The organism is Pseudomonas sp. FSL W5-0203 (assembly GCF_001896155.1).
Taxonomy (GTDB): Bacteria; Pseudomonadota; Gammaproteobacteria; order Pseudomonadales; family Pseudomonadaceae; genus Aquipseudomonas; species Aquipseudomonas paracarnis.
Genome location: NZ_MPOR01000001.1, coordinates 175,529 through 194,491 on the forward strand (window position 1 = coordinate 175,529; position 18,963 = coordinate 194,491).

The window sequence follows — 18,963 nt, forward strand, 5'->3', positions numbered from 1 at the left end:
ATGCAATGGGAAGTTGTGATCGGGCTGGAGATTCATACCCAGCTCGCCACCCAATCGAAGATTTTCTCCGGTAGCGCCACCACGTTCGGCTCCGAACCCAATACCCAGGCCAGCCTGGTCGACTTGGGCATGCCCGGCGTGCTGCCGGTGCTGAACCACGAAGCGGTGCGCATGGCCGTGATGTTCGGCTTGGCGATTGACGCCGAGATCGGCCAGCACAACGTGTTTGCGCGCAAGAACTACTTCTACCCGGACCTGCCCAAGGGCTACCAGATCAGCCAGATGGAACTGCCGATTGTCGGCAAGGGCCACCTGGACATTCCCCTGGAAGACGGCACCATCAAGCGCGTCGGCGTCACCCGTGCGCACCTGGAAGAAGACGCCGGCAAAAGCCTGCACGAAGAATTCCCGGGCGCTACCGGTATCGACCTGAACCGTGCTGGCACGCCGCTGCTGGAGATCGTGTCCGAGCCGGACATGCGCAGCGCCAAGGAAGCCGTGGCCTACGTCAAGACCATCCACGCGCTGGTGCGCTACCTGGGCATCTGCGACGGCAACATGGCCGAAGGCTCGCTGCGTTGCGACTGCAACGTGTCGATCCGCCCAAAGGGCCAGGTCGAGTTCGGCACCCGCTGCGAGATCAAGAACGTTAACTCGTTCCGCTTCATCGAGAAGGCGATCAACAGCGAAGTACGTCGCCAGATCGAGCTGATCGAAGACGGCGGCAAGGTGATCCAGCAAACGCGCCTGTACGATCCGAACAAAGACGAAACCCGCGCCATGCGCAGCAAAGAGGAAGCCAACGACTACCGTTACTTCCCCGACCCGGACCTGTTGCCGGTGGTGCTGGAGGATTCCTTCCTCAATGACATCCGCGCCACCCTGCCGGAACTGCCGCAGCAAAAACGCGAGCGCTTCCAGGAGCAGTTCGGCCTGTCGGTCTACGATGCCAGCGTCCTGGCCTCCAGCCGTGAACAAGCCAACTACTTCGAAAAAGTCGTGAGCATTGCCGGCGACGCCAAGCTGGCGGCCAACTGGGTGATGGTCGAGCTGGGCAGCCTGTTGAACAAACAAGGCCTGGAAATCGACGAAGCGCCGGTCACCGCCGAACAACTGGGTGGCATGCTGCTGCGCATCAAGGACAACACCATCTCCGGCAAAATTGCCAAGACCGTGTTCGAAGCGATGGCCGCCGGTGAAGGCAATGCCGACGAGATCATCGAGAAGCGTGGCCTCAAGCAAGTCACCGACAGCGGCGCCATCTCGGCCGTACTCGATGAAATGCTCGCGGCCAATGCCGAGCAGGTCGAGCAATACCGTGCGGCAGACGAAGCCAAGCGCGGCAAGATGTTCGGCTTCTTTGTCGGCCAGGCGATGAAAGCCTCCAAGGGCAAAGCCAACCCGCAACAGGTGAACGAACTGCTCAAAAGCAAGCTCGAAGGCTGATCCATGATCGTTCCCACGCTCTGCGTGGGAACGTCTCACGGGACGCTCCGCGTCCGCTTTTGTGACGCGTAGCGTCACCAGCTGCATTCCCACGCAGAGCGTGGGAACGATCCAACGGGGACATCTTGAAATGAAGCGTCTACTCGGCCTCCTGGCCCTGTCCTCCCTGCTGGCCGGTTGCGCCAGCGGCCTCATCGACCCCAACGGCTACGACGAAACCGGCACCGCGTCTTATTACGGCGCCAAGCACCATGGCAAGAAAACCGCCAGCGGTGAACCTTTCAACCAGAACGCCTTGACCGCCGCCCATCGGCGCCTGCCCTTCGGCACCCAGGTCAAGGTGACCAACCTCGACAACAACCGTTCTGTCGTGGTGCGTATCACTGATCGCGGCCCGCATACCCGTGGGCGCCTGATCGACCTTTCACGCAAGGCTGCCGAGCAGTTGCGCATGCTGCGCAGCGGTACCGCACGGGTACGCGTGCAAGCCCTGAACAACTGATCGAGGCAGCCTTGAGCATTTTCGGATTGAACGCCCTCTCACCCTGGAGCCTGCTCGAACTGGTGGGCGGCCTGATCTTGCTGATCATCGGCGCTGAAATCCTGGTACGCGCCGCGGTACGCCTGGCGGCGAGCCTCAAGGTGCGGCCACTGATCATCGGCTTGAGCATCGTCGCCTTCGGCAGCAGTGCGCCACAGATGACCGTCAGTCTTCAGGCCACGCTGGCCGGCAACACGGACATTGCCGTAGGCAGCGTCATCGGCAGCAGCATCTTCAATATCCTTGTGACCCTGGGTTTGTCCGCACTGATCATTCCGCTGCGGGTCTCGCGGCAGCTGGTGCGCGTGGATATCCCGGTGATGATCGTCGCCGGCCTGCTGGTGTTTATCCTCGCCGCCAATGAAATGCTGACGCCCTTCGATGGCGCCGTGCTGCTGGTGGCGCTGGTGGCCTACCTAGGCGTATTGCATTACCAGACACGTCATTCCCGCCGCCCGCGCACTCTGGACACCGTGGCGAAGGCGCCATGGCTGAGCAGTGTGCTGCTGATGCTCGGCGGTTTGCTGGTGCTGGTGCTGGCCGGGCATTTGTTGCTCGGCGCAGCGGTGGAGGTGGCGGGCGATCTCGGATTGTCGGAGCGCGTCATCGGCCTCACGTTGATCGGCGTCGGCACCTCGCTGCCGTGCCTTGCCACGTCGCTGATCGCCGCGTTGCGTGGCGAACGGGAGATTGCCGTAGGCAACGTGATCGGCAGCAACCTGTTCAACCTGCTCGGCGTGCTGGGTTTTACCGCACTGGTGGCGCCGACACCGCTTTCGGTATCACCCAACGCCCTGGACTTCGATTTACCGGTGATGCTCGGCGCCATCATTCTGTGCCTGCCGGTGTTCTATACCGGCTATCGGGTAACACGTATCGAAGGGCTGGTGCTGCTGGGGCTGTACCTGGCGTACGGGCTGCATGTCATGGCCTTCACCACGGGCATGCCGCTGGCCAACAAGCTTGAACAATTGATGCTGTATTACGTCCTGCCAGCGTTAGTGGTTTTGCTGTTGTTCACCTCACTGCGCGCCTGGCACCGCCAACACAAGAGGGAATCGCAATGACCGATCAGAAAAAACCCGGGGTTGAAGTACGTCGCCAGGTCATGGGCGATGCGTTCGTCGACCGCGCCCTGGGCAATGCCACGGCGTTCACCCAGCCGCTGCAGGACTTCGTCAACGAGCACGCGTGGGGCAGCGTCTGGAACCGCGAGGGTTTGCCGCTCAAGACCCGCAGCCTGATCACCCTCGCCGCCCTCACCGCCCTCAAGTGCCCGCAGGAACTCAAGGGCCATGTGCGCGGTGCACTGAATAATGGCTGTACGGTGGAGGAGATCCGCGAAGCGCTGCTGCATTGCGCGGTGTATGCCGGGGTGCCGGCGGCGATTGATGCGTTTCGGGCGGCGCAGGAAGTGATTGAGGCGTATCAGGCGGATCAGCAGTGACTGCCAGATAGTTATCGCAGGCAAGCCAGCTCCCACACTTGAGTGTATTCACACATCCACATGTGGGAGCTGGCTTGTCGGGTCGCCGCATCGCTGCGATGGGGCCTCAAGCTGCCCGCCTATTTCAGATCCAACCACCCGCCTGCAACACAAAAATCCCGATATTCGTGGTCACCGCCGCCATCAACGTGGTGATCACGATAATCGCGGCCGCCAACTCATGATTACCCTCCGCCGCCCTGGCCATTACAAAGCTCGCGGCGGCCGTGGGCGCGCCGAAATACAGAAACAGAATCCCCAACTCCGGCCCCCGGAACCCCAGCAACCAAGCGCCCAACGTGGCGATCACTGGTAGCCAGATCATCTTCATCAGGCTCGCGCTCAACGCCATGTTGCCGCTCTTGCGCAGCGCGGCCATGGACAAGGTGCCGCCGATGCAAATCAACGCCAACGGCAGCGTGGTGTCCGACAGGTACTGCAAGGACTTCTCCAACCAGCCGGGCACGCCGATCTGGAAGTACGCGAACGGCGTGGCGACGATCACGCTGATAATCAGCGGGTTGGCCAATACGCTTTTGAAGATGCTCCACGGGTCGGACTTGATCACTGGGCTATAGACCGCCAGCACAATGGTCGACAGCGTGTTGTAAAAGAGGATCACCAGCGCGGCGAGGATCGCGCCCAGCGATATACCGTAGTCGCCGTACATACTGGCCGCCAGCGCCAGGCCGATGACCCCGTTATTGCCACGAAACGCGCCTTGGGCGTAGATGCCTCGGTCTTCGCGCTTGCAACGAAAGATTGCCCAGCCCCAGGCCATGGCAAAGCTCACCAGGGTGGCGACGCAAAAGTAGATCAGCAACCCCGGCTTGAGCGCCGAGTGCAGGTCGGCATGCAGAATGCCAAGGAACAGCAGCGCCGGCATGGCGACGTTGAACACCAGGGACGATGCGGTGTGGATAAAGTTGTCATTGATCCAGTTGATGCGCTTTAGAAACACGCCCAGGAACAGCATGGCAAACACCGGCGCGGTGATGGTGAGGGTGGTGAGGAAGATTGCCAGCATGCCGGGGAGAACCTTGGTGGGCGTCGTTAGTTGGCTAATGATAAGCCAGTCCGAGCGGGTTCGTGTGGGCAACGCCATTCAAATGTGGGAGCTGGCTTGCCTGCGATGGCGATATGTCAGCCGATGCACTCATAATTGATGCACCGCTATCGCAGGCAAGCCAGCTCCCACAGGTTAGCGCCTGGTTTCAGGTAATCGGCGCCGGGTTGAACAGCGTGATGTCGTTATGCAGCTTATGCCGCTCTGCCCAGGTCTGCTTCTTGCCGCTGGCCACATCCAGATAGAAGTGGAACAGCTCCCAACCCAGCTCCTCGATACTCGCCCGCCCCGTGGCAATGCGCCCGGCGTCGATATCGATCAGGTCCGGCCAACGCTGGGCCAGCTCGGTGCGGGTGGAGACCTTCACCACCGGCGCCATCGCCAGCCCATACGGCGTGCCGCGCCCGGTGGTGAACACGTGCAGGTTCATCCCCGCCGCCAGTTGCAAGGTGCCGCAGACAAAATCACTGGCCGGTGTGGCGCAAAAGATCAGGCCCTTTTCCTTGAAGCGCTCACCAGGGCCAAGCACGCCGTTGATGGCACTGCTGCCGGATTTGACGATGGAGCCCAACGACTTTTCGACAATATTCGACAGCCCGCCCTTCTTGTTACCCGGCGTGGTATTGGCGCTGCGGTCTGCCTCGCCCTTGGCCAGGTAACGGTCGTACCAGTCCATTTCCCTGACCAGCTCGCGGGCGACGTCCTGGTTCTGCGCGCGTGAGGTCAGCAGGTAAATCGCATCGCGCACTTCAGTCACTTCGGAAAACATCACCGTCGCGCCGGCACGCAGTAACAGATCCGAGGCATACCCCAGCGCCGGGTTGGCGGTGATGCCGGAAAACGCATCGCTGCCGCCGCACTGCATGCCCAGGATCAACTCGGAGGCCGGCACGGTTTCGCGGCGACGCTGGTTGAGTTTTTTCAAGCGCACGTCGGCCAGGGCCATGATCTGCTCGATCATTTCAGTAAAGCCGTGGCTGGAATCCTGCAAGCGATACAGCCATGGCTCGCTCAGGTCCACGGAGCTGTCGTTATCGTGCATCACCTGCCCTGCCTGAAGCTTTTCGCAGCCCAGGCTGATCACCAAGGCCTCGCCGCCCAGGTTGGGGTTGCGCGCCAGGTTGCGCACGGTGCGGATGGGGATATAGGCATCCGTCGCCGTAATCGCCACGCCGCAGCCGTAGCTGTGGGTCAGCGCCACCACATCATCGACATGCGGGTACTGGGGCAGCAACTCGTCCTTGATGCGCTTGACCGCATGGTCCAGCACGCCGGTAACGCATTGCACGGTGGTGGTAATGCCGAGGATATTGCGCGTGCCCACGGTGCCGTCTGCATTGCGATAGCCCTCGAAGGTAAACCCCTCCAGGGGCGCCTGGGTTTCAGGCACCTCGGTGGACAGCGGCAAGCTGTCCAGCGGCGGTGCGGTGGGCATGCGCAACTGGTCCTCCTGCACCCAACTGCCGCGCGGAATCGGCGCCAGGGCATAACCGATGGTCTGGCCGTAGCGAATAATCTGGCCGCCCTCGGGGATGTCTTCCAGGGTCACCTTGTGGCTCTGCGGGATGAAATCCACGGTGACCAGGCCGTCGGGAAACTCGGTACCGGCAGGTACCCCTTGATCGTTCACCACGATCACCACATTGTCGCGCTCGTGCAAACGGATCGAGCGCGGCGAGTCAGCATGTTCAATCAACTGCATCACACGAACCTCAGGAATGCGCTTGGGAAAGGTTGGTCAACTCCGGGCCTTTGGTGGGCGGCTCCTTGAGCACCACGCGCTTGATCGGGCCGACAATCACCAGGTAGCTGAATACCGCCACCAGCGCGTTGGCGCCGACGAACACCAGCGCCCATTTGAACGAGCCGGTGGTGCTGATGATGTAGCCAATCACAATCGGCGTGGTGATCGACGCCAGGTTACCGAAGGTGTTGAATAAGCCGCCACTGAGCCCGGCGATTTGTTTCGGCGAGGTGTCGGACACCACCGCCCAACCCAATGCGCCAACGCCTTTGCCGAAGAAGGCCAAGGCCATGAAGCCCACCACCATCCATTCGATGTCCACGTAATTGCACGCCACGATGCTGCTGGAAATCAGCAGGCCACCGATGATCGGCGCCTTGCGTGCGAAGGTCAGCGAATGGCCTTTGCGCAGCAGGTAGTCGGAAATCACCCCGCCGAGCACCCCGCCGATAAAGCCGCAGATCGCCGGTAACGAGGCAATGAAGCCGGCTTTGAGGATGGTCATGCCACGCTCCTGCACCAGGTACACCGGAAACCAGGTCAGGAAGAAGTAGGTGATACCGTTGATGCAATACTGGCCCAGGTAGACGCCAAGCATCATGCGGTTGGTCAGAAGCTGGCGGATGTAATCCCACTTGGGCCCGTCGGTTTTCTTACCCTTGCCCTTGTCCTGATCCATATCGACCATCGCGCCATTGGCGGCGATGTGATTGAACTCGGCCTCGTTGATCATCGGATGCTGGCGCGGGCTGTGGATAACTTTCAGCCAGATCAGCGAGAAAACAATGCCGATCACGCCCATCACGATAAACACGTGCTGCCAGCCAAAGCGATAGACGATCCAGCCCATCAACGGCGCGAACAACACCGTGGCGAAATACTGGGCCGAGTTGAAGATCGCCGACGCAGTGCCGCGTTCCGCCGTAGGAAACCACGCCCCAACAATACGGGCATTTCCCGGAAACGACGGCGCCTCGGCCAAGCCCACCATAAAGCGCAGCATGAACAGCGCGACCACCGCAGTGGAGACGCCAAACTCACCGACATAGCCTTGCAGCACGGTGAACAGCGACCAGGTGAAGATGCTCAGGGCATAGACTTTTTTCGAGCCGAAACGGTCGAGCAGCCAGCCACCGGGAATTTGCCCGGCCACGTAGGCCCAACCGAATGCAGAGAAGATATAACCGAGGGTGACCGCGTCGATGCCGAGGTCTTTTTGCAGGCTGGAGCCGGCGATAGCGATGGTGGCCCGGTCGGCGTAGTTGATCGTGGTCACCAGGAACAGCATGAGCAGGATCAAATAGCGGACATGGGTCGGCTTGGTCGCTTGCATGTAGAAGTACTCCCACTAATTATTTTTTTTGCGGGTAATCATTTTTTTTGCCCTGGAAACCGCACTATGTGGGAGCCGGGCTTGCCCGCGATGCAGGCACCTCGGTGTGTCAGCGAGACCGAGGTGAGGCTATCGCAGGCAAGCCAGCTCCCACCTGGAGCCGGTGCCACGGGGTGCTGCGTGTTACGAACCGATGTAGCTGGTTTTCACCACGGTGTAGAACTCTTGCGCATAGCGACCTTGCTCACGCGAACCGTAGGATGAGCCCTTACGGCCACCAAATGGAACGTGGTAGTCCACCCCCGCCGTCGGCAGGTTGACCATCACCATTCCAGCCTGGGAGTGGCGCTTGAAGTGGTTGGCATATTTGAGCGAGGTGGTGGCGATGCCGGCCGACAAGCCGAACTCGGTGTCATTGGCCATGGCCAGCGCCGCCTCGTAGTCCGCCACGCGCACCACGTTGGCCACCGGGCCGAAGATCTCTTCACGGCTGATGCGCATCGCCGCTTCACTGTCGGCAAACAGTGTGGGCGCCAGGTAATAGCCTTCGGTGTCGCAGGTGACCAGGCCGCCACCGCTCACCAGCCGGGCGCCTTCGCTCTGGCCGATGTCGATGTATTTCATGTCCTGATCCAACTGGGCCTGGGACACCACCGGGCCAATGTCGGTACCACTATGCAAAGCGTGGCCGACCTTGATCGACTTCATGCGCTCGGCCATGGCGGCGACAAACTGGTCGTGGATCCCCGCGGTGACAATCAAGCGGCTCGAGGCGGTGCAACGCTGGCCGGTGGAGTAGAACGCACTCTGTACCGACAGCTCGACAGCCTGCTTGAGGTCGGCATCGTCGAGAATGATCTGCGGGTTCTTGCCGCCCATTTCCAACTGCACCTTGGCCTGGCGCGATACACAGCTGACGGCGATCTGACGCCCAACACCCACAGACCCGGTGAAACTGATGCCATCGACTTTCGGGCTGTTGACCAGCACGTCGCCGACCACACGGCCACTGCCCATCACCAGGTTGAACACACCGGCAGGGAAGCCGGCGCGGGAGATGATTTCGGCCAAGGCCCAGGCACAGCCCGGCACCAGTTCGGCAGGCTTGATCACCACGCAGTTGCCGTAGGCCAGCGCCGGAGCGATTTTCCACGCGGGGATGGCGATCGGGAAGTTCCACGGGGTGATCAGGCCCACCACACCGAGGGCTTCGCGGGTCACTTCAACGTTGACGCCCGTGCGCACCGAAGGCACGTAATCGCCCGACAGGCGCAGGCACTCACCGGCGAAGAATTTGAAAATATTGCCGGCGCGGGTCACTTCACCAATGGCTTCGGGGAGGGTCTTGCCCTCTTCGCGGGCCAGCAGGGTGCCGAGTTCTTCACGACGGGCGAGAATCTCGCTGCCGACTTTATCCAGCGCATCGTGACGCGCCTGGATACCGGAGGTGGACCACGCCGGGAACGCGGCGCGGGCAGCGTCAATGGCCGCGTTGACTTGGGCCACGTCGGCTTTGGCATATTCGCCAATGGCGTCGGACACATCCGAGGGGTTGATGTTGGTGCAGTAGTCGGCGCCGGTTACCCATTGGCCATTGATGTAGTTCTCAAAACGCTTTGCTTGGGACACGAATCTTCTCCTGACGCAAAAGGCCGCTGATTGCTCAGCGGCCTTGTGGATAATTTATTGCGCGCCTTGCTTGTCGATCAGCGCGGCGAGGGCTTCGTACTCTTCCGGCAGCAGGTCGGTCAGTGGCGTGCGCACGGGGCCGGCGTCATAACCGACGATTTTCGCACCGGCCTTGACGATGCTCACCGCGTAACCGGCCTTGCGATTACGGATATCCAGGTACGGCAGGAAGAAGTCGTCGATGATCTTGCCGACGGTGGCGTGATCTTCGCGGGCAATGGCATGGTAGAAATCCATCGCCGTCTTGGGGATGAAGTTGAACACCGCCGAGGAGTACACCGGCACGCCCAGGGCCTTGTAGGCTGCGGCGTAAACCTCTGCAGTCGGCAAACCACCGAGGTAGCTGAAACGGTCGCCCAGGCGACGGCGGATCGACACCATCAACTCGATATCACCCAGGCCATCCTTGTAGCCGATCAGGTTCGGGCAGCGCTCGGCCAGGCGCTCCAACAGCGGTGCGGTCAGGCGGCAGACATTGCGGTTGTACACCACCACGCCGATCTTGACCGACTTGCACACGGCTTCAACGTGGGCGGCAACCCCGTCCTGGCTGGCTTCGGTGAGGTAGTGCGGCAGCAGCAGCAAACCTTTGGCGCCGAGGCGTTCGGCCTCTTGGGCGTACTCGATGGCTTGGCGGGTAGCACCGCCCACACCGGCCAGGATCGGCACGCTGGACGCGCAGGTATCCACGGCGGTTTTCACCACCTGGGAATATTCGCTGGCCGCCAGGGAGAAAAACTCACCTGTGCCGCCTGCGGCGAACAAGGCGCTGGCGCCATAAGGGGCCAGCCATTCCAGGCGCTTGATGTAACCCGCCTGGTGGAAATCACCCTGGGCGTTGAAATCGGTCACCGGGAAAGACAGCAGACCGTGGGAGAGGATGGACTTCAGTTCTTGTGGATTCATTATTCGAACACCCTGGGCGAAGACTTTCTAACGAAAGGTTGTTGTTGGTTTTGATGATGTCGTACGTCATCGTACAACTATAAATAAATTCGTCAACTGCAATTCATCCGGCGTACTCCTGCGAAGGCTTAAGACGCGGCTCTTGACGTAGGAAATTTCTCACCTATGATCCATATAACTGTATATGTATACAGTTATCACGGAAGAATCCTACGACATAGCAAGGAGCTAACATGTCAGGTCTTGAACTCGCAGTACCCGAAAAAAACCCCCCTACCCTGCGTTTCGAAGGCGGTGAACACACCGCCATCGGCGATGACACCCTGCTTCGCTTCAGCAAGGACGCCCCGGCCATCCCTGCGCGCCAAGTCGAACTGCACCTGCCCAACGGGCTCGCGCTGACCTATGGTCAAGTAATCGCCCTGGGCGGCGACTTCTATGGCATCCCCGGCCAACCGATCAGCGATGGCAACTCCCCGTCCGAGCGCGTGCAACGCTTTACCGCGGCCTTCAATTCTCTTGCCGTGTTGCCCGCTTCACGGCAAGAAGCGCAGAAGATCCTGGCGGTGATGCAAAAGGAGATCAACGCCGTCAACCAGGCGATCAAGGACGGCAAACAGCCGCACGAAGCCTACGACGCCCTGGGTGATACGTTGTCCGAGGAGTGGAACCGCATCACCGGCGGCGGCAGCGCTGTTTCGGCCCTCGTGCCACTGGGCCGCTACTTGAAACTGGCAGCCGACAACGCCGACCACTTCGGTGAGTGGGCCTTGTCGGCCTACATGGCCGGCCATACGGCAGCACTGCAACAGGCAGTGGTGGCCCATCAGACCGGCACCGACCAGGCCCTGGAATTGGCTTACGCCATGAACAGCTTTGCCGATCACTTTTTGACCGATCTGTTTTCCGCCGGCCACCTGCGGGTACCGCGCAAACAACTGGCGGCAGTGGTGACGCCAGGAGAACTCGGCTCGCTGATCAGCCGCTTCATGCACGATGAAGACAGTAAATTCGGGCTCAAGGTGCGCAATGCCATGGGCGCTCAGTGGCATGCCTACGGCGACAAGCGCTACTTCGACAGCATTGACGCCGACAATCGCGTGCAGGTCAAACGGGCGGTACAGGCCTCGGCAGATGAAATCTTCGAAACCTTCATCAGCGGCATCGCGCCCTCCCCGGCTGAGTTCAAGGCACCGCTGTATGTGCCCGACCTGAACGCCGCGCAGAACCCGGCGAATAACTTCTCGCCGCTGTTCAAGATAGAGGGGGACAAGGTGCTGCGGCGCAAGGACGTCAACGATTTGAACGACAAGCACTGGACCAATGATTGGTGGGGATGGAGTACGTACTTATTGCTTAAGGACTACAAGCCAAACCAACCCGCCAACTAACGGCTGGCATGATCGTTCCCACGCTCTGCGTGGGAATACAGCCTATGACGCTCCGCGTCACCCTGCGAGGGCTTGAGAAATTCACGCGCATCGGGACGCGGAGCGTCCATAGAGGCGTTACCACGCAGAGCGTGGGAACGATCAGCCCCGCTGCGCCTCTGCCTCTTCATGGGCATGGCGCAGTCGCTCGCGACTGTTGGTCAAATGCAAGCGCATCGCCGCCCGTGCCGCATCCGAATCCTGGCGGGCAATCGCCTCGTAGATCTCTTCGTGTTCGCGACTCAAGCGGCTCATGTAGTGCTGTTGGTCATCATGGGCCAGGCGCGCCGAATTCAGGCGGGTACGCGGAATGATGCTGGTGCCCAGGTGGGTCATGATGTCGGTGAAGTAGCGGTTGCCGGTAGACAGCGCAATTTCCAGGTGGAAGGCAAAGTCCGACGCCACCGCATCGCCGGCGTGGGCCGCACTTTCATTCAAGGCATCGAGGGCCGCACGCATGGCCGCCAGTTGCTCATCGCTGCGACGCAGCGCCGCGAGGCCAGCAGACTCCACTTCAAGGCTGATACGCAACTCCAGAATCGCCAGCACATCACGCAAGGTCACCACGGTGGCCGGGTCTATGCGAAAACCGCTGGGGCTTGGCGTGTCCAGCACGAAGGTGCCGATACCATGGCGAGTCTCGACCTGCCCCGCCGCCTGCAGGCGCGAGATGGCTTCACGCACCACCGTCCGGCTGACGCCATGGGCGTCCATGATCGCCGACTCGGTGGGCAGCTTGTCGCCGCGTTTGAGCTGGCCATCGCGGATCTGCTCGGACAACACCGTGACCAATTCCTGGGCAAGGCTGCGGCGCTTGCGGGGAAGACGTGGGGCGGCGCTGGCGTTTTCCATGATGAACCATCTTTCTCGACGAACTAAAGACCGCATCATAGCCCATGGTGGTTGTACGATCACCGTTCTGGCGCGACTTTCATCCATATCCTTCACGCAAAAAAAATGCCCCGACAGACGTCGGGGCATTTTTCAGATGGGTCTGTAAGCGAAATCCGCCTACTTCACCACTTTCAAGCTTGGCCGACCGCTAGGGCGCGGCGGCTCGGTATCCGGTGGCGGTACATCATCACCGTCTTCGCCTTCGATCGTTTCGTCATCCTCTAAAGGCGACTCCAGATCGAACACCATGCCCTGGCCATTTTCCCGGGCGTAGATCCCGAGGATGGCGCCGATGGGCACGAACAGCGTATGGGGCACACCGCCGAAACGCCCTTCGAAGCTCACCGCTTCGTTGTCCATGTGCAGGTGGCGCACGGCACTGGGCGATACGTTCAGCACAATTTGCCCGTCACTGGCAAAACCCTGGGGTACCTGAACCGCAGGAAATTCGGAATTGACCAGCATGTGCGGGGTGCAATCGTTGTCCACAATCCACTCATAGAGCGCGCGGACCAGGTAAGGTCGACTGGAGTTCATCAACGGCTCCTTAAGCCTTAGCGCATATCGCGTTCGGCACCAGACAGACTTGCCTGGAAAGCCTCACGCGCAAACTGGCGCTCCATGTAATCAAGCAACGGCTTGGCCGGCCGTGGCAGTTCAATGCCCAGAATCGGCAAGCGCCAGAGTATGGGTAATAGGCAGCAATCCACCAAGCTTTGTTCCTCACTGAGGAAAAAAGGTTTATCGGCGAACAACGGCGAAACGCCGGTGAGGCTCTCGCGCAATTCCTTGCGCGCCTGCACACGAGCGGCTTCTTTGGAACGCGAATCCAGGATCACATCCACCAACCCGCACCAGTCACGCTGGATCCGATGGATCAGCAGGCGGCTGTTGGCACGCGCCACCGGGTACACCGGCAGCAAAGGCGGATGAGGGTAACGCTCATCCAAGTATTCCATCACCACGGTCGACTCCCACAACGCCAGGTCACGATCGACCAGGGTGGGCAAGCTGCCGTAAGGGTTCACTTCGATCAGCTTCGGCGGCTGACGGCCCGCCTCCACACTGATGATCTCGGCGCTGACACCCTTCTCTGCGAGCACGATACGTACTCGGTGGGAATAGTGGTCGGCGGGGTCGGAGTAACAGGCCAACCGGTTGGTCACGCCCATGGCGGTCCTCCTCGCTTGTTGAAATTATCGAAAGCTCAAAAACGAGCGCGCCCAGAAAGCATCCCTGTAACGACCGGTTCAAACCGGCGCTACGTGTTCAGAGATGCCGCTGGGCGCGCAAGATTAACAGCAATTGCTTACGGTTGGATCAATGCACATCCTTCCAGTATTCACGCTTGAGCAAATAAGCGAATACGAAGAAGAAAGCCAGGTACAGCAAGACGTAGGTACCGATGCGCTGATGCTGCAGTTTGACCGGGTTGGCCGAGTAGGCCAGGAAGGTCACCAGGTTCTTGACCTTCTCGTCGAACTGCTCTTCGTTCAGCGTACCGGTCTTGGGCACGATGGTCAGTTGATCGCACGCTTCATGGGTCAGCGGCGTGCCGGTCAACGGATCATATTGCTTCTTGCCGTCTTCAACGACCTGAACCTGCTTGCATCCTACCACTTGGCGCCCCTGCAGGCCGACCAGAACGTTCGGCATGCCGACGTTCGGGAAGACTTTGTTGTTCACGCCATAGGGGCGCGCAGGGTCTTCGTAGAAGGACTTGAGGTAACCGTAGAGCCAGTCGGTACCGCGTACACGGGCCACCAGGGTAAGGTCGGGCGGTGCGGCGCCGAACCAGGTCTTGGCGTCGGCCGGTTGCATGCCGATGTTCATGTGGTCGCCGATCTTGGCACCCGTGAACACCGCGTGGCTGAGCATCACTTCATGGGGAATGCCCAGGTCATCGGCAACGCGCTCGTACCGTTGGAACTTGGCGCTGTGGCACCCCATGCAGTAGTTGGTGAATGTACGCAGCCCATCCTGCATGGCGGCTTTGTCAGACACATCGATATCGACTTTTTCCAGCTGCGCACCATGTTCGGCAGCGAAGGACAGTAGCGGCAGTGCCGCAAGCACGAATGCAACGAGTAATTTTTTCATCAGCCAGTCACCCTTTCCGGAACCGGTTTGGTCTTCTCGAGCCGGGTATAGAACGGCATCAGAATAAAGTAGGCGAAGTACAGGAAGGTGCAGACCTGCGACAGCAACGTCCGCTCAGGGGTGGGCGCCAATACACCCAACACACCCAGGATCACGAATGAAATGCAGAACACCCACAGCCAGATCTTGCTCAGCCAGCCTTTGTAGCGCATTGACTTGACCGGGCTACGGTCGAGCCACGGCAGCACGAACAGCACCGCGATGGCCGCGCCCATGGCGATCACGCCCATGAGTTTGTCGGGGATCGCGCGCAAGATCGCGTAGAACGGCGTGAAGTACCAGACCGGGGCAATGTGCTCAGGTGTCTTGAAGGCGTTGGCCTGTTCGAAGTTAGGCTTCTCCAGGAAATAACCGCCCATCTCCGGGAAAAAGAACACGATCGAGCAGAACACAAACAGGAACACGACCACGCCGACAATGTCTTTCACGGTGTAGTACGGGTGGAACGGAATGCCATCCAGCGGGATGCCGTTCTCGTCCTTGTGCTTCTTGATGTCCACGCCATCCGGGTTGTTGGAACCCACTTCGTGCAGCGCCAGGATATGCAAGACCACCAGGCCCAGGATCACGATCGGCAAGGCCACCACGTGCAAGGCGAAGAAGCGGTTCAAGGTGATGCCGGAGATCAGGTAGTCACCACGAATCCACTGGGTCAGGTCGTTGCCGATCACCGGGATTGCGCCGAACAGCGAGATGATCACCTGGGCGCCCCAGTACGACATCTGGCCCCAAGGTAGCAGGTAGCCCATAAAGGCTTCGGCCATCAGTGCCAGATAGATCAACATGCCGAAGACCCACACCAGCTCACGGGGCTTCTGGTACGAGCCGTAGAGCAGGCCGCGGAACATGTGCAGGTAGACGACGATAAAGAACGCCGACGCACCGGTGGAGTGCAACAGGCGCAGGATCGAGCCGTACTCGACATCACGCATGATGTATTCGACAGAGGCAAACGCCTCTTCCGCCGACGGCGTGTAGCTCATCGTCAACCACACGCCAGTGACGATCTGGTTGACCAGCACCAACAGCGCCAGGGAGCCGAAGAAGTAGAAGAAGTTGAAGTTTTTCGGCGCGTAATATTTGCTGAGATGGTCTTCCCACATTTTAGTGGCGGGGAAGCGCGCATCCACCCAATCCATGAACTTGCTCATCACGCGTTCTCCTTGTCGAGGCCAATGACAATGATGTCGTCAGATTCGTAATTGTGAGGAGGAACCGGCAGGTTCAGGGGCGCAGGCTGGGATTTGTAGACGCGGCCGGCGAGGTCATAGTGGGAACCGTGGCACGGGCAGAAATAACCGCCGACCCAGTCTTTGCCCAAGTCGACAGGCGCCACTTCCGGGCGGAAGGTAGGTGAACAACCCAAGTGGGTACACAGACCAACCAGCAGCAGAATTTCTGGCTTGATCGAACGCGCTTCGTTCTTGGCGTAGGCGGGCTGGTCGGACTTTTCGGACGTCGGGTCAGACAGCTGGCCTTCGATCTTCTTCAGATTCCCCAGGATTTCCTCGGTACGACGAACAATGAAAACCGGCTGGCCGCGCCACTCAGCAATCATCTGCTGGCCTGGCTCGATCTTGCTGACATTCACCTTCACCGGTGCACCTGCGGCTTTCGCCTTGGCACTGGGAAACCATGACCCCACGAACGGGACCGCAGCCCCCACCGCTCCTGCAGCACCCACCACGGATGTGGCTGCTACCAAGAAGCGACGCCGGCCTGCATTCACGCCGTCATTGCTCATTCAGTCCTCTCCCATCAGCTTTTTGGCCTGTTAAATCAGGCGTCTACTAAGTGTTGAATCTTTACTTATAAAAATTTTGACGGATGGTAATGAAAAGCCCCACGTATGACAAGGGAATTGCCCGGGGCTCCGCCTCCAGGCCTTGTAGTATAGGGGGTCTACGGATGTGGCAAGTTGTCACGGCGAAAAATGTGCATAAATCGCAGGCAATAAAAAACGCCCAGCTCCGTGAGGAGGCTGGGCGTTTTTGTGGAACGTAAAGCGAATTAACGCTTCGAGTACTGCGGACGCTTACGCGCTTTACGCAGACCGACTTTCTTACGTTCAACTTCACGAGCATCGCGAGTCACGAAGCCAGCTTTGCGCAGAGCGCCACGCAGGGTTTCGTCGTACTGCATCAGAGCGCGAGTGATACCGTGGCGGATTGCGCCAGCTTGACCACTTACACCGCCACCGATAACGGTGACGTAGATGTCGAACTTTTCAACGGTCTCGGTCAATTCCAGCGGCTGACGAACTACCATGCGGGCAGTTTCGCGACCGAAGAAGTTGTCCAGGGAGCGGTTGTTGATCGAGATGTTACCAGTGCCCGGACGCAGGAAAACGCGTGCGGTTGCGGTTTTGCGACGGCCAGTGCCGTAATTTTGAGTCGCCGACATAATGAACTATTCCGTTAAAACTTCAGTTCTTGGGGCTGCTGAGCAGCATGAGGGTGTACAGCGCCCGCATAGACTTTCAGCTTGCGAAACATATCGCGACCCAGTGGGCCCTTAGGCAGCATGCCTTTGACCGCGATTTCGATCGGGGCTTCAGGCTTCTTGGCAATCAGGCCTTCGAAGTTGGAAGACTTGATACCGCCTGGGAAACCGGAGTGACGGTAGTACATTTTGTCGCTTGCTTTGTTGCCGGTTACACGAACCTGCTCAGCGTTGATGATGACGATGTAGTCGCCGGTATCAACGTGCGGGGTGTATTCAGGCTTGTGCTTGCCACGCAGACGGCTGGCGACTTCAGTGGCCAGACGACCCAGGGTCTGACCAGCGGCGTCGACGACAAACCAGTCGCGCTGAACTGTTTCCGGTTTTGCAGTAAAAGTTGTCATTCTTTAATAGCCTCAGGGGCCGCCTGTAAATTTAGACGGCGGATCTTACTGAATAGTGCGTACTTTGACAAGGTCAAAGGCAGCCGGATACAGACGCTATCGGGGGCTCGGGTCGGCGCGTCCGTTCAACGGCAAGATTCTTCGGCAGGCGGCGCATCACTTCCACTGCAGAAAGAGGTGGGCAATTATGCAGATTGCGAAAAAAAATTCAACCTGCTTTTATGATTGTTTTACCCCGAAGGAGTACCCGATGGATTACCGACAGCTGGGCCGCACCGATCTGAATGTCAGCGCGATCGCGTTGGGCACCATGACCTGGGGCGAGCAGAACAGCGAGGCAGAGGCCTTCGCGCAGATCGAAAGGGCCAAGGCCGCGGGGATCAACTTCCTCGACACCGCAGAAATGTACCCGGTGCCGCCCAAGGCCGACACCTACGCCACCACCGAGCGCTACATCGGCAACTACTTCAAAAGCCGTGGCGACCGCGCCGACTGGATTCTCGCCAGCAAGATCGCCGGCCCCGGCAACACCATCGACTACATCCGCGATGGCCACCTGCGCCACAACCGCAAGCACATCGCCGCAGCCCTGGACGCCAGCCTCAAGCGCCTGCAGACCGAGTGGATCGACCTCTACCAACTGCATTGGCCGGAGCGCAGCACCAACTTCTTCGGCCAGTTGAGCTACAAGCACAAGGACGAAGACGACCTCACCCCACTGGAGGAAACGCTCGAAGCCCTGGATGAACAGGTAAAGGCCGGCAAGATCCGCCACATTGGCCTGTCCAACGAAACGCCGTGGGGCGCCATGAAGTTCCTCGCCCTGGCCGAAGCTCGCGGCTGGCCGCGCGCCGTGTCGATCCAGAACCCCTACAACCTGCTCAACCGCAGTTTTGAAGTGGGCCTGGCGGAGGTTGCCATTCGTGAACAGTGCGGCTTGTTGGCCTATTCGCCTTTGGCGTTCGGCATGCTCAGTGGCAAGTACGAAAATGGCGCTCGCCCGGCCAAGGCGCGCCTGACCGAGTACAGCCGCTTCAGCCGCTACTTCAACCCGCAATCGGAAGCGGCGTGCAGCCGGTATGTGGCTCTTGCGCGGGAACATGGCCTGGACCCGGCGCAGATGGCGCTGGCGTTTGTGACGCAGCAACCGTTTGTGACCAGCAATATTATTGGGGCCACATCGCTGGAACAACTGGACAGCAACATCGCCAGTGCCGACATGAAATTATCGAAAGAAGTGTTGGAAGGGATTGAGGCGATTCAGAAGGATCATCCAAACCCAGCACCTTGATTGATCCGCACTGATCGTTCCCACGCTCTGCGTGGGAATGCCGCCTTGGACGCTCTGCGTCCGCTTTCAGAGTCGTGACGCGGAGCGTCACATGAGGCGTTCCCACGCGGAGCGTGGGAACGATCAATCAA

Annotated in this window: 19 protein-coding genes; 6 read left to right on the forward strand and 13 right to left on the reverse strand. The window is 59.8% G+C overall.

Going from position 1 to position 18,963, the window contains the following annotated elements:
• The 4 genes from gatB (at window position 1) to BOP96_RS00875 (ending at window position 3,434) form a co-directional block, all read left to right on the forward strand.
• Complete coding sequence (gatB, locus tag BOP96_RS00860; protein WP_073451634.1) at window positions 1–1,446, forward strand: Asp-tRNA(Asn)/Glu-tRNA(Gln) amidotransferase subunit GatB; 1,446 nt, start codon at window positions 1–3, stop codon at window positions 1,444–1,446.
• A gap of 130 nt (window positions 1,447–1,576) precedes the next feature.
• Complete coding sequence (locus BOP96_RS00865; protein WP_014716919.1) at window positions 1,577–1,948, forward strand: septal ring lytic transglycosylase RlpA family protein; 372 nt, start codon at window positions 1,577–1,579, stop codon at window positions 1,946–1,948.
• Window positions 1,949–1,974: 26 nt separating this feature from the next.
• Window positions 1,975–3,054 (forward strand): calcium/sodium antiporter, encoded by a 1,080-nt coding sequence (locus BOP96_RS00870; RefSeq protein WP_014716918.1) that lies wholly within the window; start codon window positions 1,975–1,977, stop codon window positions 3,052–3,054.
• Window positions 3,051–3,434 (forward strand): carboxymuconolactone decarboxylase family protein, encoded by a 384-nt coding sequence (locus BOP96_RS00875; protein ID WP_014716917.1) that lies wholly within the window; start codon window positions 3,051–3,053, stop codon window positions 3,432–3,434. The genes BOP96_RS00870 and BOP96_RS00875 overlap by 4 nt, the downstream gene beginning before the upstream one ends.
• 124 nt (window positions 3,435–3,558) lie before the next feature.
• Here the strand turns inward: BOP96_RS00875 and BOP96_RS00880 are convergent, their stop codons facing one another.
• From BOP96_RS00880 to kdgD, 5 genes are all read right to left on the reverse strand, one after another.
• Complete coding sequence (locus tag BOP96_RS00880; protein WP_003188544.1) at window positions 3,559–4,500, reverse strand: AEC family transporter; 942 nt, start codon at window positions 4,498–4,500, stop codon at window positions 3,559–3,561.
• 187 nt (window positions 4,501–4,687) lie between these two features.
• On the reverse strand, window positions 4,688–6,241 hold the full coding sequence (gene garD / locus BOP96_RS00885) for a galactarate dehydratase (protein ID WP_019816962.1): 1,554 nt from the start codon (window positions 6,239–6,241) through the stop codon (window positions 4,688–4,690).
• A gap of 10 nt (window positions 6,242–6,251) precedes the next feature.
• Window positions 6,252–7,616: an MFS transporter gene (locus BOP96_RS00890; RefSeq protein ID WP_073451637.1), complete on the reverse strand. Its 1,365-nt coding sequence runs from the start codon at window positions 7,614–7,616 to the stop codon at window positions 6,252–6,254.
• 183 nt (window positions 7,617–7,799) lie between these two features.
• The gene (locus BOP96_RS00895) at window positions 7,800–9,245 is read right to left on the reverse strand and encodes an aldehyde dehydrogenase family protein (RefSeq protein WP_073451639.1); all 1,446 of its coding nucleotides are present in this window, start codon (window positions 9,243–9,245) and stop codon (window positions 7,800–7,802) included.
• A gap of 54 nt (window positions 9,246–9,299) precedes the next feature.
• A complete protein-coding gene (gene kdgD, locus BOP96_RS00900) occupies window positions 9,300–10,211 on the reverse strand; it encodes a 5-dehydro-4-deoxyglucarate dehydratase (RefSeq protein ID WP_003188537.1) in 912 nt (303 codons plus the stop codon).
• A gap of 233 nt (window positions 10,212–10,444) precedes the next feature.
• Here kdgD and BOP96_RS00905 point away from each other — a divergent pair, with 233 nt between their 5' ends.
• Window positions 10,445–11,602, forward strand: a complete 1,158-nt coding sequence (locus BOP96_RS00905; protein ID WP_073451640.1) for a phospholipase — start codon at window positions 10,445–10,447, stop codon at window positions 11,600–11,602.
• Between the two features lie 141 nt (window positions 11,603–11,743).
• On the opposite strand, the gene BOP96_RS00910 is transcribed toward BOP96_RS00905, so the two are convergent.
• From BOP96_RS00910 to rplM, 8 genes are all read right to left on the reverse strand, one after another.
• Window positions 11,744–12,493, reverse strand: a complete 750-nt coding sequence (locus tag BOP96_RS00910; protein ID WP_003188534.1) for a FadR/GntR family transcriptional regulator — start codon at window positions 12,491–12,493, stop codon at window positions 11,744–11,746.
• A 159-nt stretch (window positions 12,494–12,652) separates the two neighbouring features.
• The gene (locus tag BOP96_RS00915) at window positions 12,653–13,072 is read right to left on the reverse strand and encodes a ClpXP protease specificity-enhancing factor (protein ID WP_014716912.1); all 420 of its coding nucleotides are present in this window, start codon (window positions 13,070–13,072) and stop codon (window positions 12,653–12,655) included.
• 17 nt (window positions 13,073–13,089) lie between these two features.
• On the reverse strand, window positions 13,090–13,707 hold the full coding sequence (locus BOP96_RS00920) for a glutathione S-transferase N-terminal domain-containing protein (protein ID WP_003188529.1): 618 nt from the start codon (window positions 13,705–13,707) through the stop codon (window positions 13,090–13,092).
• Window positions 13,708–13,855: 148 nt separating this feature from the next.
• Window positions 13,856–14,635 (reverse strand): cytochrome c1, encoded by a 780-nt coding sequence (locus BOP96_RS00925; RefSeq protein ID WP_014716911.1) that lies wholly within the window; start codon window positions 14,633–14,635, stop codon window positions 13,856–13,858.
• On the reverse strand, window positions 14,635–15,846 hold the full coding sequence (locus BOP96_RS00930; RefSeq protein ID WP_003188526.1) for a cytochrome b: 1,212 nt from the start codon (window positions 15,844–15,846) through the stop codon (window positions 14,635–14,637). Before BOP96_RS00930 ends, BOP96_RS00925 begins: the two co-directional genes overlap by 1 nt.
• A complete protein-coding gene (petA, locus tag BOP96_RS00935; RefSeq protein WP_003188524.1) occupies window positions 15,846–16,439 on the reverse strand; it encodes a ubiquinol-cytochrome c reductase iron-sulfur subunit in 594 nt (197 codons plus the stop codon). The genes BOP96_RS00930 and petA overlap by 1 nt, the downstream gene beginning before the upstream one ends.
• 266 nt (window positions 16,440–16,705) lie before the next feature.
• On the reverse strand, window positions 16,706–17,098 hold the full coding sequence (gene rpsI / locus BOP96_RS00940) for a 30S ribosomal protein S9 (RefSeq protein ID WP_002555064.1): 393 nt from the start codon (window positions 17,096–17,098) through the stop codon (window positions 16,706–16,708).
• Window positions 17,099–17,112: 14 nt separating this feature from the next.
• Window positions 17,113–17,541, reverse strand: a complete 429-nt coding sequence (gene rplM, locus BOP96_RS00945) for a 50S ribosomal protein L13 (protein WP_003188508.1) — start codon at window positions 17,539–17,541, stop codon at window positions 17,113–17,115.
• 250 nt (window positions 17,542–17,791) lie between these two features.
• Between rplM and BOP96_RS00950 the strand changes: the two genes are divergently transcribed.
• On the forward strand, window positions 17,792–18,832 hold the full coding sequence (locus BOP96_RS00950) for an NADP(H)-dependent aldo-keto reductase (protein ID WP_014716910.1): 1,041 nt from the start codon (window positions 17,792–17,794) through the stop codon (window positions 18,830–18,832).
• Window positions 18,833–18,963: the final 131 nt, after the last annotated feature.